Annotated in this window: 23 protein-coding genes; 13 read left to right on the forward strand and 10 right to left on the reverse strand. The window is 67.7% G+C overall.

Annotation, left to right across the window (positions count from 1 at the left end):
• Positions 1-66 precede the first annotated feature (66 nt).
• Both EV646_RS22170 and EV646_RS22175 read right to left on the reverse strand, forming a co-directional pair.
• Positions 67-1,974: a penicillin-binding transpeptidase domain-containing protein gene (locus EV646_RS22170; protein ID WP_132151472.1), complete on the reverse strand. Its 1,908-nt coding sequence runs from the start codon at positions 1,972-1,974 to the stop codon at positions 67-69.
• Between the two features lie 160 nt (positions 1,975-2,134).
• On the reverse strand, positions 2,135-2,908 hold the full coding sequence (locus tag EV646_RS22175; protein WP_132151474.1) for a VOC family protein: 774 nt from the start codon (positions 2,906-2,908) through the stop codon (positions 2,135-2,137).
• 152 nt (positions 2,909-3,060) lie between these two features.
• Between EV646_RS22175 and EV646_RS22180 the strand changes: the two genes are divergently transcribed.
• Positions 3,061-3,390: an L-rhamnose mutarotase gene (locus EV646_RS22180; RefSeq protein ID WP_132151476.1), complete on the forward strand. Its 330-nt coding sequence runs from the start codon at positions 3,061-3,063 to the stop codon at positions 3,388-3,390.
• Here the strand turns inward: EV646_RS22180 and EV646_RS22185 are convergent.
• The 3 genes from EV646_RS22185 to EV646_RS22195 all read right to left on the reverse strand — a co-directional run bounded on the left by EV646_RS22185 (position 3,387) and on the right by EV646_RS22195 (position 7,163).
• Positions 3,387-4,094 (reverse strand): pirin family protein, encoded by a 708-nt coding sequence (locus EV646_RS22185; protein ID WP_132151478.1) that lies wholly within the window; start codon positions 4,092-4,094, stop codon positions 3,387-3,389. The genes EV646_RS22180 and EV646_RS22185 overlap by 4 nt on opposite strands.
• A 150-nt stretch (positions 4,095-4,244) precedes the next feature.
• On the reverse strand, positions 4,245-5,600 hold the full coding sequence (locus tag EV646_RS22190) for a hypothetical protein (RefSeq protein WP_132151480.1): 1,356 nt from the start codon (positions 5,598-5,600) through the stop codon (positions 4,245-4,247).
• A 147-nt stretch (positions 5,601-5,747) separates the two neighbouring features.
• On the reverse strand, positions 5,748-7,163 hold the full coding sequence (locus EV646_RS22195; RefSeq protein ID WP_132151482.1) for a S1C family serine protease: 1,416 nt from the start codon (positions 7,161-7,163) through the stop codon (positions 5,748-5,750).
• A gap of 717 nt (positions 7,164-7,880) precedes the next feature.
• On the opposite strand from EV646_RS22195, the gene EV646_RS22200 reads away from it, so the two are divergent.
• On the forward strand, positions 7,881-8,240 hold the full coding sequence (locus tag EV646_RS22200; protein ID WP_241996244.1) for a MerR family transcriptional regulator: 360 nt from the start codon (positions 7,881-7,883) through the stop codon (positions 8,238-8,240).
• Between the two features lie 81 nt (positions 8,241-8,321).
• Here EV646_RS22200 and EV646_RS22205 read toward each other — a convergent pair whose 3' ends face one another.
• A complete protein-coding gene (locus EV646_RS22205; RefSeq protein WP_132151484.1) occupies positions 8,322-9,764 on the reverse strand; it encodes a sensor histidine kinase in 1,443 nt (480 codons plus the stop codon).
• Positions 9,765-9,943: 179 nt separating this feature from the next.
• Entirely contained in the window at positions 9,944-10,636 is a 693-nt protein-coding gene (locus tag EV646_RS22210) for a response regulator transcription factor (RefSeq protein WP_132151602.1), read from the reverse strand.
• A 119-nt stretch (positions 10,637-10,755) separates the two neighbouring features.
• On the opposite strand from EV646_RS22210, the gene EV646_RS22215 reads away from it, so the two are divergent.
• Positions 10,756-11,757, forward strand: a complete 1,002-nt coding sequence (locus EV646_RS22215; protein ID WP_132151486.1) for an acetamidase/formamidase family protein — start codon at positions 10,756-10,758, stop codon at positions 11,755-11,757.
• A gap of 18 nt (positions 11,758-11,775) precedes the next feature.
• Here EV646_RS22215 and EV646_RS22220 read toward each other — a convergent pair whose 3' ends face one another.
• Complete coding sequence (locus tag EV646_RS22220) at positions 11,776-12,672, reverse strand: DMT family transporter (RefSeq protein WP_241996245.1); 897 nt, start codon at positions 12,670-12,672, stop codon at positions 11,776-11,778.
• Between the two features lie 75 nt (positions 12,673-12,747).
• Between EV646_RS22220 and EV646_RS22225 the strand changes: the two genes are divergently transcribed.
• Both EV646_RS22225 and EV646_RS22230 read left to right on the forward strand, forming a co-directional pair.
• Complete coding sequence (locus tag EV646_RS22225; RefSeq protein WP_132151488.1) at positions 12,748-13,197, forward strand: Lrp/AsnC family transcriptional regulator; 450 nt, start codon at positions 12,748-12,750, stop codon at positions 13,195-13,197.
• 95 nt (positions 13,198-13,292) lie between these two features.
• A complete protein-coding gene (locus EV646_RS22230) occupies positions 13,293-14,504 on the forward strand; it encodes a pyrophosphate--fructose-6-phosphate 1-phosphotransferase (RefSeq protein WP_132151490.1) in 1,212 nt (403 codons plus the stop codon).
• Between the two features lie 26 nt (positions 14,505-14,530).
• Here the strand turns inward: EV646_RS22230 and EV646_RS22235 are convergent, their stop codons facing one another.
• A complete protein-coding gene (locus EV646_RS22235) occupies positions 14,531-14,953 on the reverse strand; it encodes a low molecular weight protein-tyrosine-phosphatase (protein ID WP_132151492.1) in 423 nt (140 codons plus the stop codon).
• A 1-nt stretch (position 14,954) separates the two neighbouring features.
• Positions 14,955-15,341 (reverse strand): phage holin family protein, encoded by a 387-nt coding sequence (locus EV646_RS22240; RefSeq protein WP_132151494.1) that lies wholly within the window; start codon positions 15,339-15,341, stop codon positions 14,955-14,957.
• 103 nt (positions 15,342-15,444) lie between these two features.
• Between EV646_RS22240 and EV646_RS22245 the strand changes: the two genes are divergently transcribed.
• Genes EV646_RS22245 through EV646_RS22280 form a run of 8 tightly spaced genes read left to right on the forward strand, consistent with a single transcriptional unit; the run spans position 15,445 to position 24,300 of the window.
• On the forward strand, positions 15,445-16,551 hold the full coding sequence (locus EV646_RS22245) for a DUF4185 domain-containing protein (protein WP_199237115.1): 1,107 nt from the start codon (positions 15,445-15,447) through the stop codon (positions 16,549-16,551).
• Positions 16,548-17,255, forward strand: coding sequence for a FadR/GntR family transcriptional regulator (locus EV646_RS22250; RefSeq protein WP_199237116.1), 708 nt, complete (start codon positions 16,548-16,550; stop codon positions 17,253-17,255). The genes EV646_RS22245 and EV646_RS22250 overlap by 4 nt, the downstream gene beginning before the upstream one ends.
• An 18-nt stretch (positions 17,256-17,273) precedes the next feature.
• Positions 17,274-18,560 carry an ABC transporter substrate-binding protein gene (locus tag EV646_RS22255; protein WP_199237117.1) on the forward strand — a complete coding sequence of 429 codons (1,287 nt, stop codon included), beginning with the start codon at positions 17,274-17,276 and terminating at the stop codon, positions 18,558-18,560.
• Between the two features lie 29 nt (positions 18,561-18,589).
• Positions 18,590-19,489, forward strand: coding sequence for a carbohydrate ABC transporter permease (locus EV646_RS22260; RefSeq protein ID WP_132151498.1), 900 nt, complete (start codon positions 18,590-18,592; stop codon positions 19,487-19,489).
• Complete coding sequence (locus tag EV646_RS22265) at positions 19,476-20,285, forward strand: carbohydrate ABC transporter permease (RefSeq protein WP_132151500.1); 810 nt, start codon at positions 19,476-19,478, stop codon at positions 20,283-20,285. Before EV646_RS22260 ends, EV646_RS22265 begins: the two co-directional genes overlap by 14 nt.
• Before the next feature lie 9 nt (positions 20,286-20,294).
• Entirely contained in the window at positions 20,295-21,053 is a 759-nt protein-coding gene (locus EV646_RS22270; protein WP_132151502.1) for an SDR family NAD(P)-dependent oxidoreductase, read from the forward strand.
• Entirely contained in the window at positions 21,050-22,264 is a 1,215-nt protein-coding gene (locus EV646_RS22275) for an enolase C-terminal domain-like protein (protein ID WP_132151504.1), read from the forward strand. The genes EV646_RS22270 and EV646_RS22275 overlap by 4 nt, the downstream gene beginning before the upstream one ends.
• Positions 22,261-24,300 carry a glucosidase family protein gene (locus EV646_RS22280; RefSeq protein WP_132151506.1) on the forward strand — a complete coding sequence of 680 codons (2,040 nt, stop codon included), beginning with the start codon at positions 22,261-22,263 and terminating at the stop codon, positions 24,298-24,300. The genes EV646_RS22275 and EV646_RS22280 overlap by 4 nt, the downstream gene beginning before the upstream one ends.
• The last annotated feature ends 173 nt before the right edge of the window (positions 24,301-24,473 follow it).

A 24,473-nucleotide genomic window follows, 5' to 3' on the forward strand; every position in this document is an offset into this window, starting at 1 on the left:
GAGTCGCGAGCCCGGCCAGTTCTGTCTCCTCCATGGCGCGCACGCTAGTACGCGCTACCGACACTCCTACTTGAAGCGGGTGAGGAAGTTTTTCAGGATGGGGCCGGCGGCTTTGGCGCCGGAGGCGCCGCCTTCGACGATGACGGCGAAGGCTACGTCGCCGCGGTAGCCGACCATCCAGCCGTTGGTGACGACCTTGCCGTTCTGGACGACCTCGGCGGTTCCGGTCTTGGCGGCAACGGCACCGTTGCCGGCCAGGACACGGGCGGTTCCTCCGGTGACGTTGGCCCGCATGAAGGTGCGCAGCGCGGCGACCGTTGCCGCAGGCAACGGAGAGGCGGCGGGTCCGGCTGCGTCCTTGCCCGGCACCAGCACCGGCTTCATCGCCGTGCCCCGGTCCACCGCCGCGCCGATCAGCGCGACCTGGAGCGGGCTCGCGGTGACCGTGCCCTGGCCGATCATCGACGCGGCCTCGGCGACGACGTCCTTCGGTGCCGGCACCTCACCGCCGTACGCCGGGATCGACAGGTCCAGGTCCCGCCCGACCCCGAACATCGCTGCCGCCTTCGTCATCCCGTCGGCCGGCAGCCGCCCGTGCTGTGAGATGAACGCGGTGTTGCACGAGTTGATGAACGCCTTCTGCATCGTCCCGGCGCCGTACGCGGCCAGTCCGTCGTAGTTCTTGAACGACTTGCCGAACACGTTGATCGTGTTCGTGCACGGCAGCGTGCTGTTGGCGGTCTCGCCGCTGCCCAGCAACGCCGCCGAGGTGACGATCTTGAACGTCGACCCAGGCGCATAGCGGCCCTGGAACGCGCGGTTGTAGTTCGTCGCCGTCGGCCCGTTCCCCACGGCCAGGATCTGACCGGTCGAGGCCTGTACGGCGACCAGCGACGCGGGCAGCTTGCTCGTCGCCAGCGCGGCCTCGGCAGCGCGTTGCAGGTTCCGGTCGAGGGTGGTCTTGACCGGCTTCCCGACGGTGCCCTTCTGCTGGTAGACGACCTTGATCGTCATCTTGGTCTTGCCGTCCCGCAGCGTGACCGTCCCGCCCGGCGTCCCGGCGAGCTGCTGCTGGAACGCGTACTGAAGCCCGGTCGCACCCACTTGGTCCTGCGCCGACGCCATCGGACCCGCGTTCTTCAGCGTCTCCGCGGTCGCCGTACCCATCGTCCCCAGCACCGAGCGGGCGAAGGACGACGACTCGGCCAGCGACTGCGTGCCGCCCATCGTCAGCACCCCGGGCAGCTTGCCCATGGTCGGCCGCAGCCTCTCCCACTCCGCGGCGCGGATAGTGATCGCGTCGACGAACTGACCGGCCGGCGACGCCTTCGCGCGGGCAGCGAGCTTCTTGCCGTCGACGTCCAGGTTCTTGGTGAAGGCGGCGTACGTCGCCGCTGTCGCGACGTTGCCCGAGGCGACACCGACGATGACGACCGGCTGGTTGGTGGTCAGCGCGGTGCCGTTGCGGTCCAGGATCGAGGCGCGCGCGGGTACGGCGCGGACCCGCTTGAGGTAGTTCGCGTCGCCGAGGCCGGGGTAGATCGTGTCGCCGGAGGCCTTGATCTTCCACGCGTCCGCGACCTTGACTGCGGTCGCCGTACTGGTCCATTTCATCGTTCCGATACCGCGGAGCACCGCCTCGACGGCGAGCTCCTGCGTGCACGTGCTGCCATCGGTGCAGTTCGGCTCGCCCTGCGGCGTCACCTTCACGGTGCTGGCGACGAGGGCGGTGTCGACGTCGTCGAGCCGCTTGCCGAACGTCGTCGGGCTGTCGGTGAGCGCCGCGGCCGCATCCGGCTTGCCATCTGGTGCCCAGGCCGCTATCCAGGCGGCGGCGAACTTCTGCACCACCTCGGCGGACGCCTGCTTCTCGTCGTTCGGGTCCGGCTTGCCGTCGCTGCCCGACTTGGAGTCGGAACAACCGGCGGTGATCAGCAGACTACTCAGACAGACGATCGCAGTGGTTCGCTTCACATTCCCAACTCTCGCACGACGATTGATGGACACCGGGGCACAGTCTTCGGCGTGTGGCAACGTGCCACGCTACTCAACCAGTGCAAGTACGACGTCCGTACGCCTGCGGGAGTTGGCAGATCGCTCGAGTGAATCGCCGGCAAGAGCAAGGACGAATCGCTCAGCACTCGAGCTGGATGATCCCGAACGGCGCCGCTTCGGGATCGGTGAGGATGGCGACCCGCCCGAAGTCGGTGTCGAAGGCAGGACTGATCACGTCACCACCCGTCGCCCGGACATCGGCGACAAACGCGTCCGCACCCGCAGCCGCGAAGTACGGCAACCACTGTGGCGGGCGATTCCCGGCCGGGAGCTCCGGGCGGAGTTCGCCGATGCCCGCGACCGGCTGGCCACCGGCGTACAAGGCGGCGTACCGGGGGCCGAAGTCGCGGATCTCCTCGGCCCGGTAGCCGAAGACTGCGGTGTAGAACTCCTTGGCTCGATCGAAGTCGTCGGTCAGTGCCTCGCTCCAGACGAGCGATCCGGGGTCGATGCCACGGCCTCTCCCGATGTGTTCGGCCGCCTGCCAGAGCCCGAAGATCGCGCCGCTCGGGTCTGTCGCGAGCGCCATCCGGCCATGTTGATCGATATCGCGTGGCTTGACCACGACCTGGCCGCCGTACGTCGTCACCGCCTCGAGAGTGCGCTCGAGTTGCTCGGTCGCGAGGTACGTCGTCCAGCGGCTGGGCAGGTGTTCGGTGCCGGCGTGCTTCGGGCCGACCCCGCCGAGGTCGCGGCCGTCCAGCGCGCACACCCAATAGTCCCGGGCGCCCTGATACGTGGCGTCCCAGCCGAACAGCTCGCCGTAGAACTTCATCGCCGTCGCCGGGTCGTCAGCAGCCATCGCGACCCAGATGGGGGTGCCGCCCGGCCATGGTTCGGTCCGCTCGCGCATCAGTCCTCCGCAGTCTTGATCAGCCCCGAATCCCTGATCAGCCCCCCAAAATGCCAGCAACCGAACGGTTCCGTCGAGATGAGCCGCGCGCCGTAGTGCGTAACGGTTCGGTCACCGCGCGACAAACACCCACCGGCGTATCCTGCTCACTTGTGACCCGCCTAGCTCTGCACAGCCGGCTGATCCCCGGTACCGAAGAGGCCTACGAGACCGAGCACGCCCGCGTCTGGCCGGAACTGATCACCGTGATGCGCGCGGCCGGCATTACCGACTGGTCCATCTGGCGCAGCGGCCGGGACCTCTTCCACCTGGTCGAGTGCGAGGACTTCGAGGCCGCCGTGGCACAACTCAAGGACGACCCGGTCGACCAGCGCTGGCAGCAGCACATGAGCCAGTTCGTCGAGGGCTTCGCCAAGAACCCTGACGGCATCGCGGGCCAATCCCTCCGCCACGTCTGGACCATGAGCGAGCAGCAGGACTAGTCGTACATCTCCCACACCAGTAGTTCGGCACCGGCCGGCCCCGCGGTGACGCGTGGTCCGTCGGCACCGCTCAGCCGGGCGGCATCCGCCGTACCGAGGTCGCCGGCGCCTTCCAGGCTGACCGTGCCTTGGGCAACAAAGAGATGCACGTGCGGCGCCGACGGCAACTGAACGGCCCGCCCCGGGTCGAGCCGGGCCACCGACATCCCGGCGGACTTCTGGTGGATGCGGATCGCGGTACTCGAAGCGTGCTTGGCCAGTCCGGACGCGATCGGCACCAGCTCACCGGTCGACAAATCGATCTCGGCCTGCGCGTACGACGGCTCGAGGTCGAATTGGTCCGGCCGGACCCACATCTGCACGTAGTGGACCGGGTCAGTGCCGTCATTGCGTTCAGAGTGCCGAATGCCGGAGCCCGCGCTCATTCGTTGCGCGAGGCCCGGATACACGATGCCGCGGTGTCCCCGGGAGTCCTGATGGGCCAGGGCGCCCTGCAGAACCCAGGTGACGATCTCCAGGTCCTGATGCGGATGCGTGCCGAAACCGGTGCCGGGGGCAACGGTCTCGTCGTTGTGCGCGAGCAGGAAACCGAACCCGACGTTCGCCGGATCGTAGTAGGGCCCGAACGAGAACGAATACCGCGAGTCGAGCCACTCGCTCGACGTCCGGAACCGCTCGTCCGCCGGCCGGATCTCCACACCCATGACAGACAAGGTACGAGGCGAGTTTCCGACATGTCGTGGCGGCCCGAGAGCCCGGCCTCCGGCACGTCCGCTGGGTCGGCGGCACCGTCTCGGCCGGGGACCGCCCAGGTAGCGGTGCCCGCTTCGTCGTCTGTGTCCCGCTGGTGCGCCCTACCTGACGTCCACCACCCGCAGCCAGCGGAAGGCCGAGCCGACCGACTGATACGGCGAGATGAACGCGACCCGCACGTCCACGTCGGATCGCGCGAACCAGTTCGTGTAGTAGTACCCGGTGCCGGTCGTCGTCGCGCTGGCGACCGTGCTGTACGGAACCGAGGTCTGGCCGTGCGGCCGGGTCTGCACTACGACCCGCTGACCGGCGAACGGGCCGGTGGCACCCGTCGTGTACATAGCCGTCAGGTGGCCGTACGTCGACATCTTCGTACCCGGCCGGATGACCGTCGCGTTGGTCGGGCGGGCGGACCCGGTGATGGTCGCCGGCCGGGCGGTGACCGTGACCGGGCTGACCTCACGGTCGATCGGCAGGTTGTCCGGGCCGGTTCCGGCGAGCTCGACCCGCAGCCGGTAGGTGCCGGCGGTATCCGGCTTCCACCAGCGCGTGAAAGTGCCATCGGCGGCCGGGTTGCCGAAGGACTGCGTCGAGGTCCACGACGCGCCGTCCCACCGCTGCAGGTTGGTGAACACCGTCGTCGGGAAGGCCTTGGCGCTGACACGCCACCACACCCCGATGTAGGCGCGTGTCGAAGCGATCAGCGGCGAAAGGCTCGCGAGCACCCGCGCGGTCACGGTGCCCGACCCGGCCGGGCCGTAGCCGGCGCTCTGGACCACCGCGACCTTGAACAGGACGGGTGCGGAGATCGGGAGCTGGAACCGGTAGCGCCCGGTCGTGTCCGTCCTGCCCGATCCGAGCAAGTGCAGCTGGGCGCTCTGCGCCCCGCCGCCGTACAGCTGCACCGTGCGGCCGGAGCTGATCGCGAGACTGCCGGTGGATGTGTAGTTGCGTACCACTCCGGTGACCGTGGTCTTGGTCGGGCTGGTCACCCGCGCCGGCTGCTCGATCGTCGCGGTGGTGCCGCGACGGATCCGGAACGGCACCGACACAGCCATCGACTCGGCCCCGCGCGTCACCTTGGTCACGACCCAGTCCCCGGCGCCGTTCACGAGCGGGATCGGCAGGGTCGCGGTGATCGCGATCGCCGGTGGCATGCCGGTGCCGTCGCGACCGTCGAAGGCGATCTCGCGGCGCAGTGACCCGTCGGTCTTCTGCACGGTGGCCGTCACCCCCGAGCAGTAGTCAGGCGGATACCAGTCACCGGAGTAGGCGATGAACATCGTCGCCTGTCCGTCGCCGGCCAGCAGGTCGGGCACCACGCCCTGGGCGTGAATGTCACCGAGTACCGGCGGGTGCAGGCATTCGTCGACGGCGTGGGCGGGGGTGCCTACGCCCAGAGTGGCCAGCGCCAGGAACAAGACCTGCGCGAGCGTGACAGTGCGCAACCGGGACATCGCAACCCCTCCAAGGTGGTCTTACCAACCTCGATGCACGCTCCGGCCAGAAAGTTGTCAGCCCTGCCGATGACGGCAATGAAAGAGGTACTGCGGCCGCTCGGTGGGCGGCCGCAGTACCAACCAGGGAAGGGATGAACGAGTGGCTTAGCCGGTGGGGTTCCCGTTGTCGGAGCCGAGGGTTGCTGTCACCGTCATGGACTTGCCGGCCCGGGTGAGGGTGATCTTCACTTCATCGCCCGGGCGGTGCGAACGGACCGCGGCGACCAGCGCGTCCCCTGACGCGATCGCCTTGCCGTCTACAGCGGTCACCACATCACCCGCTTGCAGACCGGCCTTGTCCGCCGCACCGCCGGACGTTACCTCGCCGAGGCGTGCTCCCTGCGAGAGCCCGTCGGAGGACGACTGCGCGTCGCCGACCTGTACTCCGAGCCGCGCATGCGTGGCCTTGCCCTTGGCCACCAGCTCGTCGATGATCGGCTTGGCCTGGTCGATCGGGATTGCGAAGCCCAGGCCGATGTTGCCGCCTTCGGATTGTCCCGATCCGCCGGCGGTCTTGATCGCGCTGTTGATTCCGACCACCTGGCCGGCGAGGTCGATCAGGGCGCCGCCGGAGTTACCCGGGTTGATCGCGGCGTCCGTCTGAATTGCTGGGAAAACCGTCGTACTGTCCTGCTCGTCGTCGCCCGAGGTGACCGGGCGGTTCAGCGCCGAGACGATGCCGCTGGTCACGGTCTCCTCCAGCCCGAACGGCGAGCCGATCGCGACCACACCTTGCCCGACGGCGAGCTTGCTGCTCTGGCCGAGGGTGGCCGGGGTGAGGTCGGTCGCGTCCGCCTTGATCACGGCGAGGTCGGTGAGCGGGTCGGTGCCCTTGATGGTGGCCGGAACCGTCCGGCCGTCGTGCAGCATCACCGTGATCTGGGCGTTGCTGCCGGCACCGGCCACGACGTGGTTGTTGGTGACGATCAGCCCGTCCTTGCTGATGATGATCCCGGAGCCGGTCGCCGCGCCCTGCGACGTCGCGACTCCGATCTTCACCGTGCTCGGCAGCACCTTCGCGGCGGCGCTCTGCACCGAGCCGTCCGGTGCCGCGGCGGGCGCGGCCTGGTTGCCGTTCAGCGGCGCCGTCACTGACGGGCTGTTCGCGCTGGATTCGTTGGTCGCCGAGTACACAGCCGCACCACCCACACCACCGGCAGTGCCGACCAGCAACGCTGTCGCCGCGACCAGAGCCAGACCGCCACGCCGCTTGGGCTTGGCGGGCTGTGCTGACTGGGAGTACGGCGGCGGCGGGCCGAACGGCCAGCTCGGACCGGGAGACGTCCCCTGATGCGTCCCTGGCGCCCCGAACTGCGGGTAAGCGCTCCCACCTGAAGGGTGCTGACCCGACCGCTCCTGCCCACCCAGCGGCGCGAACTGCTGCTGCTGATGCTGCCCGTACATCGGCAGCTGCTGCGTCCGCTCCGGCTGCTGCCCAGAATTCTGCGCAGAAGAGCTCTGGCCGGGCTGAGAGCCCTGGCCGGGCTGGTTTCGCGGCTGGTGCGGCTGGTTCTCGGTCATGACGAGTACTTTGCTGGCCGCACCTGAGAACCCCCTGAAGATCCCGTCAGAGCTACCGAAGAACTCTGTGAAGATCCCCTGAAGGTCCAGTCAGCTCGCCGTCAGACCGGTCGAGCGGAAACCTTAACCTGGGGCTTACGAAAATCTATGGTGGCGAAAGTAGACATTCGCGGATGACCGGGCTAAGGTCTTTCTCGTTGCGAAGAGAGAACAGTGCAAGCCGACGCGGACGGCCAACGACCGTCCAGCAGTACCAGCAGTACCAGCAGTACGCAGGACCGCGCTGCCGGAACCGTTCAAGGTAAGGGGTTCCGGGAGTTGCAGCAGGAACCGGCCGAGGAGTTCGAAGTAGAAGTTCAGCAGTCAGAAGTAACGCAGTACCGAAGTTGCAAGTCGCAGTACCGAAGTTGCAAGTCGCAGTACCGAAGTTGCAAGTCGCAGTACTCGGCCGGCGCAGTCGGAAGTCGGAACGCTGAGAGAAGGAGAGGATTACATCATCAGGATCGCCCGCTGTGGCTGTGTTTCGCCGGGCGGGTACCGCAGTCCCATCGTGATTGGAAGGTGGTTCTCGGTTACGCAATGTGCGATCCCCGCCGTCTCAGTCCCCGAAAGGGGCGGACCGCGGAAGTAGAGGCTGGCTCGAGAGCCAGTAGATGGTGAGAATCCAAACCCAGGGCCCCGGTGCTTCGGCACCGGGGCCCTCGACACGGAGGTGCGATGACCCCAGACCAGCACGTGGAGCAGACGATGACGCACGACGACCCCGAGAATCCGCCGACCAACCTCGACGACGAGGACTACCCCGCCTACACGATGGGACGGGCCGCCGAGATGCTCGGTACGACGCCTGGATTCCTGCGGAGCCTGGACGAGGCGAAGCTGATCACCCCGCAGCGCTCCGAAGGCGGACATCGCCGCTACTCCCGCTACCAGCTCCGTCTGGCCGCCCGCGCCCGCGAACTGGTCGACGGCGGGACGTCCCTGGACGCCGCGTGCCGGATCATCATCCTGGAAGACCAATTGGCTGAGGCACTGCGGATCAACGCGGAGCTGCGCGAGCCGGACGACGAGAGCTGACTCCCTGACGAGACAGGGGTCGAGCGGGTCCACACCCGTTCTCGGCACGTCGTACGGATGGATCCCGGACTGATTGGATGATCAGCGGGTTTGGGTGGCGGCGTGGGGGAGCCACAGGGTGAACTGGGCTCCGGCGCCGGGAGCGTTGCGGGCGTAGATCATGCCACCGTGCTGCTCGGCCGCGTGCTTCACGATCGCCAGGCCGAGCCCAGAGCCCGGCCTGCTGCGTGCCTCGCTGGACCGGTAGAACCGCTCGAACACATGCGGCAGGTCCGCCTCGGCGATACCCGGCCCGGAGTCTGTCACCGTGAGTACGCCGTCCAGCAGCCGGACCGTGACCCGGCCGACCGGCTGACCATCGCTGCGCTGGATGGCGCCCTCGGGGACGCTGTACTTCGCGGCGTTGTCGAGCAGGTTCGTCACTGCCCGGCCGAGCAGCCGCTCGTCGCCCCACACCGGGAACGGAGTGAGCTGGACGTCCCACTCCAGCCCGGGCGCGCGGCGCCGTACCTTGATCACCGCGTCCTCGACCACGTTCGCCAGCTCGATCAGCTCGGCGTTGCGCACCTGCGGAGTGTCGCGGGCGAGCTCGGTCAGGTCACCGATCAGCGTGGTCAGCTCGTCCATCTGCGCGCGTACGTCGTCCAGCAGCTGCTTGCGGTCCTCAGGACGGAGGCCGCCGCGCTTGTCGGCCTGGGCGAGCAGGTCGAGGTTGGTCCGGACGCTGGTGAGCGGCGTACGCAATTCATGGCCGGCGTCTCCGACCAGCCGGCGTTGTCGGTCCTGCGACCGTGCCAGCGCCGCCAGCATCGCGTTGAACGCCTGCGCCAAGCGCGACACCTCGTCCGAGCCGGTGACCGGAATCGGGTTCAAGTCTTCGGTACGAGCGACGTGCTCCGCAGCACCCGTCAATCGCGCGAGCGGTCTCAGACCGGAGGCGGCGACGGCGTTGCCGGCCAGTGCGGCACCGATGACACCGAGCAGCCCGACTGACCACAGCACGATGCCGAGGTTGTGCAGGGTGTGGTCGATCGGCTCGAGCGACTGGGCTACTACCAGAGCTTGGTCACCGCCGAGTGGGATCGCAATGACGCGATAGTGCTGGTTGTTGGGTGAGCCCGCCGTACGGATGCTGGCGTCGCCGTTCGAAGGCGAGCTCGCGACGGCCAGTTCGGCGGGGCCGATCGGCGGAGTGGCCGAGCGTGGGCCGACCAGCGTGCTGCCGTCAGCGGCCAGCAGGCCCATCCGGATATCGATCAGGCCGAGCGCCTCGGGTGGCAGCTGACGCATGATGTCGGGTTCGGTGATCACGCCGCTCTTGGCCGCTGCTGTCGAGCGTTGGATCAGGCTCTCGTCCAGGTTCCGGTACATCTGCTGCCGGACGGTCAGGTACGCCGCCACACTCACGAACGCGACGGCGAGACCGACCGCGACGGCGGCTAGCAGCGTGACGCGGGCGTGCAGGCTGAGCTGGTGCAGCTTCTCCTGCGCCCAGCTTTGGGTGCGGGCCGCGGTCGCCGCCATCCGGTTGCCATTAGCAATGGGCTGACCACCGGGCCGGCCACCGGGCGGACCCGGCCGCGGCCCTGGCGGCGACCCGGGCCGTGGTCCTGGCTGCGGACTTGACTGCGGGCCTGGGTGGTACTGGCCGGACGGTTGGTTCGGACGTTCGGTGTACGAGGGGTAGTCGGGGTTGGACGGGCTCACGGCGGGGTGTCTCTCAGGACGTAGCCGATGCCGCGGACGGTGTGGATGAGCCGCGGCAGGTTGTTCACCTCGGTCTTGCGGCGCAGGTAGCCGATGTAGACCTCGAGGGAGTTCGCGGTGGTGGGGAAGTCGTAACCCCAGACGGCGTCCAGGATCACCGCGCGCTCGAGCACTCGGCGTGGGTTGCGGATCAGCAGCTCGAGCAGGGAGAACTCGGTCCGGGTGAGCGGGATCGGGGTGTCGCCGCGGTGCACCTCGTGTGCGTCCACGTCGACGACGAGGTCGGCGTACTGAAGCACTTCGCCGCGCTGGCCGCCCTCGCCGGGCGTGCTGCTGCGGCGGAGCAGTGCGCGTAGTCGGGCTAGCAGCTCCTCCAGCGCGAACGGCTTGGTCAGGTAGTCGTCGCCGCCGGCGTCCAGGCCGTCTACCCGGTCGGCCACCGCGTCTCGCGCGGTGAGCACCAGGATCGGCACGTTGTTGCCCGCGGCCCGCAAGGCCTTGGTGGTCTCCAGCCCGTCCAGCCGCGGCATCATCACGTCCATCACCACGACGTCGGGCTCGACGTTGCCGATCACCGCGAGCGCCTCGGCGCCATCGGAGGCGGTCACCACCTCGAAGTCGTTGAACTCCAGCGAACGGCGCAGCGAGTCCCGGACCGCCCGGTCGTCGTCCACCACCAGTACGCGCATGATCGTGCCCCGCTCCGCTAGAAGTTCCATCATCGTGAGATTAGGCCGTCTGATTGAGAATCGCCTGAGAACCCCCTGATCGCTCCCCCAACACCTCCTGCGCACCTTAAGTTTGCGCAGTGGACGTCCTCGAATTCAGCCCGGAGCCAAACGACTACACCTGGACTTTCGGCGGCGCCGCGCCAGTACGGCGGATCAAGCCTGGCACCGCGCTGCGGTTGTGGACCGAGGACGCGTTCTGCGGGACGTTGCGCAGTACGACGGATCTCGCCAGCGCCTCGCTCACCATGCCGTTCGTCAACCCGCAGACCGGCCCGTTCTACGTCGAGGGCGCCGAGCCCGGCGACACGCTGGTCCTGCACTTCGTCGAGCTCACCCCGGCCCGCAGCTGGGGTGCGTCGGCCACCATCCCGTTCTTCGGGGGCCTGACCAGCACCGACCGTACAGCCACCCTGCAGGACCCGCTGCCGGAGCGGACCTGGATTTACGAGGTCGACACCGCGAAGCAGACCGTCGGCTTCCAGGCCCAGGGCAGCGACCTGGAGATCGCCCTGCCGATCGAGCCGATGCTGGGCACGGTCGGCGTCGCCCCGGCGGCCGGTGAGGTCCGCTCGTCGCTGGTGCCGGACACGTTCGGCGGCAACATGGACACGCCGGAGATGCGAGCAGGTGCGACCTGCTACCTCAACGTGAACGTCGAAGGCGCCCTCTTCTCCGTCGGCGACGGCCACTACCGCCAGGGTGAGGGCGAGTCCTGCGGGACCGCGGTCGAGGGCGCGATGAACGTCGTACTGATCGTCGAGCTCCTGAAGACGCCCGGACCGGCCTGGCCGCGGATCGAGAACGACGACTACCTGACCGTCATCGGCTCGAGCCGACCGCTCGAGGACGCGTGGCGGGCTGGCCAGGTCGACATGGTCGGCTGGCTCGGCTCGCTGTACGGCCTCGACAAACTCGACGCCTACCAGCTCCTCAGCCAGATCAGCGAGGTCCCCCTGGCCAACGTCGTCGACGCCAACTACAGCGTCGCCACCAAGATCCCCAAGCGCCTACTCCCAGCCACCGAGGCCTACAACGGCATCCACCAACACCTCCGCTCCCAGGCCGCCACCCTCACCTGACAGCAGGTGCGCCGAATCTCATCGAGTCCTCCGGGAGATCCCGACGCCGGCGAGGCAGAGGGCGCCGCCTGCCAGTGCGAGGAGGGCGGGGGTTTCGCCGAGGAAGAGCCAGCCGAGGGCGATGGCGACGACGGGTACGGCGTACACGGTGACGCCCATCTTGCCGGCGCTGGTTCGCCGGAGGGCGAAGGCCCAGGTGGTGAAGCCGAGCGCGGTGGGGAAAGCGGCGAGGTAGATCACCCACCAGATCGTCCCGGCGCTCGCTGTGCGGAGCTCGGCGATCAGGTCGGGCGCGAAGGGCAGGCAGACGACCGCTCCGATCGTGCACGCGAGCCAAGTCACCTCGGCGGCGGGGAGGCGGCTCAGCAACGGCTTCTGCGTGACCACACCAACGGCGTACGAGACGGCCGCGATGATGCACAGCACCACGCCCCAGGTTTCCGCCCGGCCGGTCGACGTCGACGTACCGATCAAGACGACGCCACCGAACGCGACCAGGCCGCCGATGACGAGCTGCCGAGGGAAGCCTTCGCCCAGGCCCAGACCGGCGAGTACGGCGATCAGCAACGGCGCGATGTGGACGAGCATGGCGGCGGTGCCGGCGTCCAGGCGGCGCTCGGCTGCGTAGAGGGCGACGTTGTAGACCCCGAACCAGAGCAGGCCGCAGGCGAGTAGCTGCGGCCAATCGCGCTTGGCGGGCCACCGACGTACCTGCGGCTGCCTGGGTTGGGCGAAGAGGAGTGCGCCGAGAAAGACACTGCCGAGCCCGAGGCGGGCCAGCGACAATGCGCCGGCCGAGAACTCGGTGCCAGCCTGCCGGATGGCGACGAACGACGAGGCCCACAGGACCACGGTCACGGCCGCGGCGCCGGTCGCCGCCAGGCGCTGCGGAGGAGCTTCCACGATGCTAGTCACTCGGACTACGGTAGAAAGACAATGAGAACATCGCCATGCCGAAACGAACCCTGAGAGGCGATCTTGCTTACCGAAATGAAGGCTGGACTCCTGGATGATCTCAATACCAGGATCCTGCGGGAGCTGATGGCGGACGCTCGGTTGCGGACCACCGAGCTGGCTCGCCGGCTCGGGGTCTCGGCGCCGACGATCCGCGAGCGGGTGACCCGGCTGGAGGAGGCCGGCGTGATCCGCGGCTACCGGCTCGAGGTCGATCCGGCCGCGCTCGGGCTGCCGGTCGCCGCGTGGGTGCGGCTTCGGCCTGGGCCGGGGCAGATCCCGAAGATCATCGAGCTGGCCGCCCGGACGCCCGAGGTGGTCGAGTGCCACCGGATCTCCGGCGAGGACTGCTTTCTGATGCGCGTCCAGGTCGCTGCGATCGCCGGCCTCGAGGACGTCCTGGACAAGTTCCTCGTGCACGGCCAGACGACCAGCTCGTTCATCGTCTCGACCCCGGTGCCACCCCGCTCGGTCCCGCTGGACTGATCCGCTGTCCGAAGGATGGGCCCCAACCAGTCTCAGGAGTGGTCTGCATCACTAGTCTGGTGGCGACTTCAGCGACGTTGGAAGGACCCTGACCCATGGCTGCCGACAAGTCTGTCCGCAGAGTTGCTCTGCTCACCGCCGGCGGGCTCGCGCCCTGCCTGTCGTCCGCCGTCGGCGGGCTGATCGAGCGCTACACCGCGGTGGCGCCCGATGTGGAGATCATCGCCTACCTGAACGGCTACCACGGCCTGCTCAGCGGCCGGTACGTCGACGTGACGCCCGAGGTACGGGAGAAGGCCGGCCTGCTGCACAAGTTCGGCGGCAGCCCGATCGGGAACAGTCGCGTCAAGCTGACCAACACCGCGGACCTGGTGAAGCGCGGTCTGATCGCCGACGGCCAGAACGCGCTCCAGGTCGCCGCGGAGCGGCTGGTCGCCGACGGTGTCGACGTACTGCACACCATTGGTGGTGACGACACCAACACCACCGCCGCGGACCTGGCGGCGTACCTGCACGAGCACGACTACGACCTGACCGTGGTCGGCCTGCCGAAGACGATCGACAACGACGTGATCCCGATCCGGCAGAGCCTGGGCGCCTGGACCGCGGCCGAGCAAGGTGCGTTGTACGCACGCAACATCATCGCCGAGCACTCCTCGAACCCCCGGATGCTGATCGTCCACGAGGTGATGGGACGCAACTGCGGCTGGTTGACCGCGGCAACGGCCCAGTCGTACCGGGAGTGGTGGAAGCAGCAGGAGTGGAACCCGGGCATCGGTCTGGACGCGGCCGGCTGGGACGTGCACGCGGTGTACGTGCCGGAGGCAACGATCGATCTGGACGCCGAGGCGGACCGGCTGCGCAAGGTGATGGACGAGACGGACTGCGTCAACATCTTCCTGTCCGAAGGTGCCGGCGTGGAGTCGATCGTGGCCGAGCTGGAGGCTCGCGGCGAGGAGGTCGGCCGGGACCCGTTCGGGCACGTCAAGCTGGACACCATCAACCCGGGCGCATGGTTCGCCAAGCAGTTCGCCGAGCGGATCGGCGCGGAGAAGACGATGGTGCAGAAGAGCGGCTACTTCAGCCGCTCGGCGGCCGCGAACGACCGCGACCTGGCGCTGGTCAAGGAGTGCACCGACTACGCGGTCGACGCGGCGCTGCGCGGCGAGAGCGGCGTCGTCGGGCACGACGAGGAGCGCGGTGACGAGCTGCGCGCGATCGAGTTCCCGCGCATCGCCGGCGGCAAGGAGTTCGACCCGGGCGTCGACTGGTTCGTCGGTTTGAAGGCCGAGATCGGCCAGGCCTAGTCAGCCTTGGGCTAGTCAGTCTTGCGTTAGTCAGCCTGGCGGAGGCGGTCGACCCAGCGGTCGGCCGCCTTCTCGATCTGGTCGAGGACCTCCTCGAAGCCGTCGTCCTCGCCGTAGTACGGATCCGGTACGTCGATTTCGGCGAACAGCTGGGCCTCGCCCCTCAGCGCGGCCAGGTGGCCGGAGTCCATCGCCAGTACGAGGTCACGCTCGGCGAACCACCCGGGCCGGAACTGTTGAGCCCGGTGCGCCGAACCGTCGTACCCGCGGCGGCTCAGCACCGCCGCGGCGCGCGGATCCATCGGGTCGCCCACGTGCCAGCTGCCGGTCCCCGAGCTGGTGACGACCACGTCGTCGATCCCGGCCTCGGCCAGCTTCGCGCGCAGCACGACCTCACCGATCGGCGACCGGCAGATGTTCCCGGTGCAGATGATCTCGACCCGTCTCATGTCACTTGATCTCCGCCTTGTCCGGCAGGACGATGTTCAGCAGGATGCCGACGACGGAGATGATCACGGCGCCGAACAGCGCGGACCAGAAACCGTCGACGTGGAACTGGACGTCCAGCTTCCCGGTGATCCACGAGGTGAGCAGCAGCATCGCCGCGTTGATGACGAACAGGAACAGGCCCAGCGTCAGCGCGATCGCCAGGCAGGACAGCCACTCCAGGATCGGCTTCACCACCGCGTTCACGATGCCGAAGACCGCGGCGACGATCAGCAGCGTGAGGACCCGCCGGCCGGTCGTCGCGCCCTCGAGGGTGATCCCGCCGACGAGCCAGGCCGCCACCGCCAGGGCGACCGCGTTGGCGAACAACCTGATGATCAAGTTCCACATGCCGTCGATCCTCCCACCCGGCTGGTAGCACCCAATCCCCTGACGCACCCGGAGAGGTCCCTGACTCTTGACACCAAAATGACCAAGTGATCTGATCATTTTCATGTTCCGTCCCTTGGTTGCGGTAGCCGCGTCGTCACTCCTGGCAGCCGGACTCACCGTCCCTGCCGCTTCGGCCAGCCCTTCGAGCTGCAATGCCGTGCAGACCAACTGGACTGCCCAGGCCCAGCCGCACGCTGCGCCCGAAGGCCTTCTCAACGCCTACAGCGACACCGGGAAGGGCTGGACCGGTGGCGACAGCACCTACTCGGTTCCGCTGTCTGGCAGCCGTACGGCGTGGATCTTCTCCGACACCTTCCTCGGCCCGGTCAACCCCGACGGCAGCCGGCCCAAAACCACGCCGTTCATCAACAACTCGTTCGTCGTCCAGCGCGGCTCGGCGCTGAAGACGGTGACCGGCGGTACGGCGGCCAACCCGACAGCGCTCGTACCACCGCCGGCCCACGGCTGGTACTGGTTCGGCGCCGCCCAGACCAGCAACGCCGGCAACAACCTCGATGTGGTCGCGCTGCGGTTCGAGAAGACCGGCCCGGGCCAGTGGGACTGGCGCTGGCACAGCAACTACCTGGCCCGCTTCGACAGCGCCACGCTGAAGCTGAAGAAGCTCACCCCGCTCCCATCCGCGGCCAACGTGCAGTGGTCGGCGTGGCTGCTCCGCGACAGCGGTTACACCTATATCTACGGCGTCGAGGACCTGGGCGCGTCCAAGTACCAGCACGTCGCACGAGTCCGCGGTGACGACCTGACGGCGAAGCCGTGGGAGTACTGGACCGGCTCCGGCTGGTCCTCCGACGAGACCGCGTCGGTCCGCATCCTCGAGGGTGTCGCGAACGAGCACAGCGTGACCCGGTGGAACGACGGCTACCTCCTGGTCACCCACGACACGACGGAGCTCTTCAGCAAGCGCGTCCTCGGGTATTTCTCCTGCTCGCCGACCGGCCCGTTCGTGAACCCGGTCGAGCTCTACCAGACGCCGGAGACCGGCGGGAACATCATCACCTACAACTCGCACGAGCACACGGACCTGCGCCGCGGCAACGAGCTCCTGGTCAGCTACAACGTGAACAGCCTCGTCAGCGACGAGCTGTACACCGACGTGAGCATCTACCGCCCGCGCTTCCTGACCGTCACTCTGGCGGCAGCCAAGTGAGCGCCTCGGGGGGCGTCGTACGCCGCAGCTTGCTGGACGATCTGGCGACGTCGATGCTGTCACTGATCGCGGACCGCAAGCTGTCCTCCGGCGACCAGTTCGAGTCGGTTCGATCACTTGCGGACCGCTTCAAAGTCGCCGTACCGACTGTCCGGGAAGCCTTACGGCGGCTGGAGGCCACCGGTGCTGTCGAGCTCCGGCACGGATCCGGGGTATACGTCGGTCCGCACATCGGCCGGCTGGTTCTCGCCAACCCGCTGGCGCCCACTCCGTCAGCTGATCGTCTGGTCGAGCTGCTGGAGGCCCGTGCACTGATCGAGCCGCCGGTCGCCGCGTTGGCTGCCCAGCATCGGAACGAGGCGGCGCTGGAGCGGATGGACACCGACCTCACCACGGCGGCCGAGCTGATCGCGTCCGGCGATCATGCCCAGCTGGCCGAGGTCAACATGGACTTCCACCGCAACCTCGCGCAGGCATCCGGGAACGCGACGCTGGCCGAGGTGGTCGAGTCCGTCACCGTCGTCAACGTTCGTGAGCAGTTGGAGATCCTCCGGATCCACGGCGATCGCCGTACCGACCTGGAGGAGCACCGGGCCATCCTCGAGGCGGTCCGGACTGGCGACACCGAACTGGCCGAACGCCTCACCCGCGAGCACCTCGGCGGAGTCCTTGCCGTCATCAACGAACGACTTCAGCACCCCTGAAGCTGAAAGGACCCAGCAATGCAACGCATCACCAATCGGAAAGCGCTGACCGCCCTGGCGGTGGCCGGTGCGCTCGTGCTGTCCGCCTGTGGGGGCAACGGCGGCGGGTCGAACGCCGCCAAGCCGGAGGACAAGCCGGTCGACTCGCTGAAGTTCTACAACGACAAGGGCGGCTGGAAAGACGCCTTCACCCAGGTCGGTACGGCGAGCAAGAAGGACATCGGGGTCGGGATGCAACCCGTCGGGTATTCCGACTCCAACACGTACACCGCGTTCATCCGGTCGTCGTTCCGGACCAAGGAGAAGGCGGACCTGTTCACCTGGCACACCGGCAAGGAGCTGGAGGACCTGGTCGACCAGAACCTGGTCGCCGAGACCACCGACCAGTGGACCAAGGCGGTTGCCGACGGCAACATCCCGGAGCAGCTCAAGCAGTACTTCACCTTCGGCGACAAGCAGTACTGCGTCCCGCTGAACGCCGGCTACTGGGTGATGTACTACAACAAAGCCGTCTTCAAGAAGGCCGGCATCACCCAGACCCCGAAGACCTGGGCCGAGCTCCTGCAGGTCGCCGACAAGGTCAAGGCAGCCGGTGTGAAGCCGTTCTACCAGACCAACATCCTGTTCTCCTTCGTCTGGTTCGAGACCCTGCTGGCCGGCAAGGACCCCGACCTGTACGACGCTCTGGCCGCGGGCAAGGCCAAGTACACCGACCCGGGCGTGGTCGAGGTGATGAACGACTGGAAGAAGATGATCGACGCCGGCTACTTCAGCGACCCGGGCTCGAAGACCGAGCCGCAGGCACAGCTGAAGAACGGCGACGTCGCGATGGAGAACTTCGGCACCTGGTTCAGCGGCAACCTGAACACGCTGAAGATGAAGGCCGGCACCGACTACGACTTCTTCATCATCCCGAACGTGAACCCAGCCCTGCCGAAGACCTCGATGATCTTCGAAACCGGACCGGTGTGCTCGGCGGCTCAGAGCGAGCACTCCTCGACGGTGAAGAAGTGGACCGAGTGGTGGGTCACCCCGCAGGCGCAGACCGCCTGGGCCAACTCCCGCGGCGACCTGTCCTTCAACCCGAAGGCCGAGATCAAGGATCCGGGCCTGGCGGCGCTGAACAAGGATGTCGGCGGTGACGGCTACCGGCTGATCAACCGCTGGTTCGAGGCGACGCCAGTGCCGGTCGCGAACAAGGCGCTCGAGGTGTTCGGCGCGTTCGTCACCAAGCCGGGCGACCCGATGCCGGGCCTGCAGAAGATCCAGGCCGAGGCGGACGCGTACTGGGCCAAGCAGAAGTGACTTCCTCCACTCTCCAGCGACCGGCCCCTGTGAAGCGGGGGCCGGTCAGCGAGCGTTCGGCGCGGACCGGTGCCCGGGTGGCGCCGCTGTTCGGGCTGCCGGCCGCGGCCGTGGTGGCGCTGCTGCTGTACCTGCCGTTCCTCTGGACGACGTACGTCAGCTTCACGTCGTACGACGGGCTGGCGTCGCCGGTGTGGACCGGGCTGGCCAACTACAAGGCGATGTTCAGCGATCCGGACCTGGTGGGGGCGCTGGTCAACACGCTGCTGTGGGTCGTCGGCATGGTGACGTTGCCGGTCGTGCTGGGGCTGCTGGTCGCCGTACTGACGTATGGGCATCGGTGGGGGACGTGGCTGCGGCTGCCGTTCCTGCTGCCGTATGCGATCTCCGGTGTGGCCGTCGGTGTCATCTGGGGGTTTGTGCTGCAGCCGGATGGCGCGCTTGGGCAGGCGCTCGGCTTCTTCGGACTGCCTGGTGAGCACACCGGGTGGCTGCAGGCAGGTCCGGGCAACACGCTGATGATGATCGTGGCCGTGACCTGGCAGGCGGCCGGGGTGAACGCGCTGCTGTTCGTGGTCGGGCTGCAATCCATCCCGGCCGAGCCGCTGGAGGCTGCCCGCTTGGACGGCGCTGAAGGCTTCCGGCTCTTCTTCCATCAGTTGTGGCCACAGCTGCGGCCGATCACGACCGTGGTGGTGGGGCTGTCGATCGTGGGCAGCCTGAAGACGTTCGACGTGGTGTGGGTGATGACGCAGGGCGGTCCGGGTACGTCGTCGGAGACTCTCGCGCTCTCGATGTACAAGGAGACGTTCGTGCTGAACGACTATGGCCAGGGCGCTGCGATCGCCTTGTTCCTGAGCCTGGTCACCTTCGCGGCGTCGATTCTTTACCTGCGCTACCAGTTGGGGGAGTCGCGTGAGCAAGGTTAGAACCGCGGTCCTCGTCGTACTGGGGCTGCTGTGGCTGGCGCCGGTCTACCTGCTCGTCGTGAACGCGTCGAAGTCCGTCGACGAGTACGACGCGAAGACGGTGTGGAAGCCCGCCGGGTTCGCGCTGTTCACGAATTTCGCGGACGCTTGGAGCAAGGCCTCGCTCGGTGACACGCTGGTGGCGACGACGCTGTACAGCGTGGTGTCGCCGGTGCTCGCGGTGCTGATCGGTGCCGCGGCCGGTTACGCGATCGTCGTACTGAAGCTGCGGTACGGCTTCCTGTGGTTCGTGTTCATCTTCGGCGGCACGATCTTCCCGCTGCAGATGATCCTGATGCCGCTGTTCTCCGGGTACGCCGACTCCGGGCTGTACGACACCCGGACCGGGATGATCATCGTCTACACCGCGATCAGCGTGCCGTTCTCGGCCTTTGTAATGCGCAACTTCTTGACCGGGATCGCCCGCAGTGTCTTCGAGGCGGCGGTGGTCGACGGTGGCGGGCTGTTCCGCATCTTCCGCAGCATCTACCTGCCGATGGCCGGGGCCGCGTTGGCGGCGATCTTCATCCTGCAGGCGACCTTCGTCTGGAACGACCTGCTACTCGGCCTGACACTGAGTCAGTCCGAGTCGGTCCGCCCGATCATGCCCGCGCTCACCGGCCTGCAGAGCACGTACGGCGGAGCCGCCCTGCCGACCGTACTCGCGGGTGGACTCCTGGTCTCGCTGCCCACCGTCGTCCTGTTCCTTGCCGCACAACACTTCTTCTCCCGGGGCCTCGCCCTGGGTCAGTTCTGAAAGGCGGATATGAGTCGCACAGTTGTAGTCACCGGGGGAGCTGCGGGCATCGGCCGTGGTGCGGTGGAACGGTTTGTTGCCGAGGGCGATCAAGTCGTGGTCCTCGACCGGGATGCGGACGCTCTGGCTGCTCTGTCGGACGAGTTGGGCGTTCGCGGTGTCGCCGTGGATGTCGGAGATCGTGATTCGCTGGCCGTGGCCGCGCAGGAGGTCTCGAGTGTCGATGCGTTGGTGTGTGCCGCCGGCATCCAGCGCTACGGGACGGTCGTCGACACACCTGCCTCGGTGTACGACGAGGTGATGGCGGTGAACGTCGGTGGCGTGTTCTTCGCGTGTCAGGCGTTCGTGCCGAAGGTGTCGCGCGGCGGCAGCGTGGTGGTAGTCGCGTCCGTGCAGGCTTACGCGGCGCAGAAGAGTGTCGCTGCGTACTCCATGGGTAAGGGCGCGCTGCTTTCGTTAGTACGTGCGATGGCCGTCGACCACGCGGCGGATGGGATCCGGGTCAACGCGGTCTGCCCCGGCTCGGTCGACACTCCGATGCTGCGTACGTCGGCTGCGCAGTTCGGTGGCGGGCGGTCGACGGACGACGTGGTTGCGGAGTGGGGACGATCGCATCCGCTCGGCCGCGTGGCGACACCCGGAGAAGTTGCCGAGGTCATCCACTTCCTGGCATCGCCGGCCGCGGCCTTCGTGACCGGCGCGGACGTGAAAGTCGACGGCGGGCTCACTGCGGGACTGGCCGTCGTACTGCCGGAGGACGCCCGATGAAAATCGTCGACGTACGCGCGACCACGGTGACGATGCCGCTGGAGGCGCCGCTGCGGCACAGCAACGGCGCGCACTGGGGCCGGTTCGTGCGGACGGTCGTGGAGATCGAGGCCGACAACGGCCTGATCGGTCTCGGCGAGCTGGGCGGTGGCGGCCAGAGCGCCGAGGCGGCCGTGACGGGCCTGAAGCAGTATCTCGTCGGCCACGACCCGGCCCGCACCGAAGCGCTGCGCTGGATGCTCGCCAACCCGACGGCCAGCCTCTACAACAACCGCACTCAGCTGCTCGCGGCCGTCGAGTTCGCCTGTCTCGACCTGCAGGGGAAGCACCTCGGCGTACCCGTGCACGAGCTGCTCGGCGGCAAGGTCCGCTCGACAGTCCCGTTCGCGAGCTACTTGTTCTTCCGGCACGCGGCCGACGACGGGACCGGCGAGATCCGGACCGCCGAGCAGCTGGTGAAGCACGCGCGGGCGCTCGTCGACGGGCACGGCTTCAGCGTGCACAAGCTGAAGGGCGGAGTCTTCCCGCCGGACTACGAGCGCGAATGCTTCCGCGCGCTGGCCGAGGCGTTCCCCGGGCACCGCGTCCGCTTCGACCCGAACGGCGCCTTCGGCGTCGAGGAGGCGATCCGGTTCGCCCGCGGGATCGAGGACCTCGACAACGACTACCTCGAGGACCCGACCTGGGGTCTGAACGGGATGCGCCGGGTCCGGTCGAAAACCTCGATCCCGTTGGCCACCAACACCGTGGTGGTCAACTTCGAACAGCTCGCCGCGAACGTGCGCGACCCGGCTGTCGACGTGATCCTGCTCGACACCACCTTCTGGGGCGGTATCCGGCCGTGCATCAAGGCCGCCGGGGTCTGTGAGACGTTCCAGCTCGGCGTCGCCGTCCACTCGTCGGGCGAGCTCGGCATCCAATTGTCGACAATGCTGCACCTCGGCGCCGTCGTACCGAATCTGTCGTTCGCGGCGGACGCGCATTACCACCATCTACGCGACGACATCATTGCCGGCGGCAAGCTCCCGTACGTCGACGGCGCGATCGCCGTACCGGATGGTCCCGGGCTCGGTGTCGAGCTGGATCGCGACAAACTCGCCGAGTACGCCGAACTGTTCCGCGAGCTCGGCCCGTACCCATACGACCGCGACCCGGCCAGACCGGACTGGTATCCGCTGCTGCCGAACACCGATTGGGCCGACCCTTCATGACCATTCCTCGCAGCGCCGATCTGGCCAGCGATGTCCTGACCCACACGTACGACGACATGTTCAACCCGCCGGGCCTGACGAACTTCCTCGGTACGGCGCAGGTGGACCTGGACGTGTTCGCGATCCGGTCGGTGAACTTCCCGCCGTACTCGCACGGCGACTGCATCACCGGTCAGCTGTACGTCGACGGCCGGCTGGCCCGCTCGTACGGCGGAACCGTGGACGTGGCGTGGAGGCCTGACCACGTCATCCGATCCACCACCGTCGACGGGCTCTCCCTCCGCACGACGACCGCCTGCGCTCCCGGCCGCCCGGCTGTCGTTGTACAGCTCGATCTGGAAGGCACGCCCGGCCGTTCTGTCCGCCTCGGTCTCGCTCTGGACAGCACGGCGACTCGATCGCCGAGTGCTTGGCTGAAGCCGGAGCCGCCGTCGGAACCCAATAGCTTGAAGGTTGTCGACAATCGGGTTGTCGGCACGGGCGAGTCCGCGTCCGCAGTCAGTCTGCAGGGTCTCGACGTCCCGGCGGTCGCGGACCGGTCGATGCTTGAGGCACCAATCGAGCTGGATGCCGACGGGCGGGCGCGCCTCGCCTACGTCCACGTGCTGGCCGGCTCGTTGCCCGAGGCGACGGAGCACTTCGACGCGTGCATCGCAGACGTGTCGGCGGTGATTGCTTCGGCCGAACAGCTGTGGGACAAGGCGTTGGCCGACGCGTTCGACCACTCGAGTGACGGCTTCAGTGGGTCGTTGCCGGTGCTGGAGACGTCGAACGAGGCGCTGCGGAAGCTGTACTGGTGGGGCGTGCTCGGGGTGATCTGGTTCCGGCGGGACAACCCGGCGAGTGTCCTGGGACGCACGTACGACACGTTGATGCCGCGGTACTGGCAGACGACGACCTTCATCTGGGACTACAGCCTCTCCTCTCTGACCCACGCGCTGCTCGACCCGGAGCCGATGCGGAAGCACATCGAGCACTGGATCGACCTCGACATCCACCAGCACTTCGGCACCGAGTGGCTGACCGGTGGCCCGGTCGGCTACTGGTACTCGGTCAACGACTTCGCCATGACGCGGCTGGTGCGCGACTACGTGCGCTTCACTGGCGACACCGACTTCCTGGGCACTCCAGTGGGTCCCAAGCCGGTGGCCGACCACCTGCACGACTGGGCGACGGCGTGGCGCGGCCTGCGGCGCGACCACGCACTGGCCGACTACGGCGGTATCGACAACCTGCTGGAGTGCGTGAGCAGCTACGTGCACGAGGTCGCCAGCTTCAATGCCGCCAACGTGTGGTGCCTGCGGGTTGCTGCTGAGGTCTCTGGCGACGCTGACCAGGCTGCGTTGTTGCGCAAGGAGGCGGACGAGCAGGCCGGCCACGTCAACGAGCTGTACATCGAGGGCGCCGGCTTCTGGCACGCACGCCAGCCGGATGGCTCACTGATCCCGGTCCGGCACTGCTACGACTTCAACATCGTGGGTACGACGATGGCCGCCGACCTGTCGGAGACGCAGCGCACCGAGATGGTGGAGTTCTTCCAGCGGGAGTTGCAGACACCGACCTGGATGCGGGCGCTGTCGCCGTACGACGCCGATGCCGCGTTCAGCGTGCGACCGGACCACCAGTGGAACGGCGCCTATCCGGCCTGGCCGGCGGACGCTGGGCGGGCGTTGTTCGCGCTCGGCCGGGGCGACGTCGTACTGGACTGGCTGCCTGGGCTGGCCCGGTCTGCCAACCAGGGTCCGTGCGGTCAGGCTCACTTCGTCGAAGAGGCAGCGCCGGCGATGGCCGGTGGAGCGCGGAAGTCGCCGCCACAGTTCCCCTACCTGATCGACTGGTCCTGCTCGTCGTCCGGCGCCTGGGTCAGTCTGATTCTGGAGGGCGTCTTCGGTGTCGAGGTCTCACTAGACGGCACTGTCACGGCGACCCCGCAGGTCAGCGCGTTGGATCCCGACGCTCGCCTGACCGGCCTCCGAGTCGGCGGTCACATCTACGACATCACCGCCAAAGGCGCCACCGAAACCACCCCCTCCTGACCCACCCAGGTCTGCCAAATTTGGTGGGTTGGCCCACGAGGTTGTGGGTTCCCCGCTGGAATACGGGCGGGGAACCCCGGCGGATTCACGCGGTGGTTGCAACACCGGGTGGTTTTGACTGGTCGGATAGTAGCTTGTCGAGGGCTTCGGCGGGGGTGCGCCAGTGGAGGCGT

It is taken from the genome of Kribbella antiqua (assembly GCF_004345665.1).
Classification (GTDB): domain Bacteria; phylum Actinomycetota; class Actinomycetes; order Propionibacteriales; family Kribbellaceae; genus Kribbella; species Kribbella antiqua.

What these genes read in the sequence shown, in the direction of transcription:
- EV646_RS22255 (WP_199237117.1), top strand. Translation starts at nt 17,274, where the DNA reads ATGCAACGCATCACCAATCGGAAAGCGCTGACCGCCCTGGCGGTGGCC.
- EV646_RS22200 (WP_241996244.1), top strand. Translation starts at nt 7,881, where the DNA reads ATGACCCCAGACCAGCACGTGGAGCAGACGATGACGCACGACGACCCC.
- EV646_RS22235 (WP_132151492.1), bottom strand. Translation starts at nt 14,953, where the DNA reads ATGAGACGGGTCGAGATCATCTGCACCGGGAACATCTGCCGGTCGCCG.
- EV646_RS22195 (WP_132151482.1), bottom strand. Translation starts at nt 7,163, where the DNA reads ATGACCGAGAACCAGCCGCACCAGCCGCGAAACCAGCCCGGCCAGGGC.
- EV646_RS22245 (WP_199237115.1), top strand. Translation starts at nt 15,445, where the DNA reads ATGTTCCGTCCCTTGGTTGCGGTAGCCGCGTCGTCACTCCTGGCAGCC.
- EV646_RS22225 (WP_132151488.1), top strand. Translation starts at nt 12,748, where the DNA reads ATGAAGGCTGGACTCCTGGATGATCTCAATACCAGGATCCTGCGGGAG.
- EV646_RS22190 (WP_132151480.1), bottom strand. Translation starts at nt 5,600, where the DNA reads ATGTCCCGGTTGCGCACTGTCACGCTCGCGCAGGTCTTGTTCCTGGCG.
- EV646_RS22240 (WP_132151494.1), bottom strand. Translation starts at nt 15,341, where the DNA reads ATGTGGAACTTGATCATCAGGTTGTTCGCCAACGCGGTCGCCCTGGCG.
- EV646_RS22205 (WP_132151484.1), bottom strand. Translation starts at nt 9,764, where the DNA reads ATGGCGGCGACCGCGGCCCGCACCCAAAGCTGGGCGCAGGAGAAGCTG.
- EV646_RS22210 (WP_132151602.1), bottom strand. Translation starts at nt 10,636, where the DNA reads ATGCGCGTACTGGTGGTGGACGACGACCGGGCGGTCCGGGACTCGCTG.
- EV646_RS22270 (WP_132151502.1), top strand. Translation starts at nt 20,295, where the DNA reads ATGAGTCGCACAGTTGTAGTCACCGGGGGAGCTGCGGGCATCGGCCGT.
- EV646_RS22275 (WP_132151504.1), top strand. Translation starts at nt 21,050, where the DNA reads ATGAAAATCGTCGACGTACGCGCGACCACGGTGACGATGCCGCTGGAG.
- EV646_RS22280 (WP_132151506.1), top strand. Translation starts at nt 22,261, where the DNA reads ATGACCATTCCTCGCAGCGCCGATCTGGCCAGCGATGTCCTGACCCAC.
- EV646_RS22185 (WP_132151478.1), bottom strand. Translation starts at nt 4,094, where the DNA reads ATGGGTGTGGAGATCCGGCCGGCGGACGAGCGGTTCCGGACGTCGAGC.
- EV646_RS22230 (WP_132151490.1), top strand. Translation starts at nt 13,293, where the DNA reads ATGGCTGCCGACAAGTCTGTCCGCAGAGTTGCTCTGCTCACCGCCGGC.
- EV646_RS22175 (WP_132151474.1), bottom strand. Translation starts at nt 2,908, where the DNA reads ATGCGCGAGCGGACCGAACCATGGCCGGGCGGCACCCCCATCTGGGTC.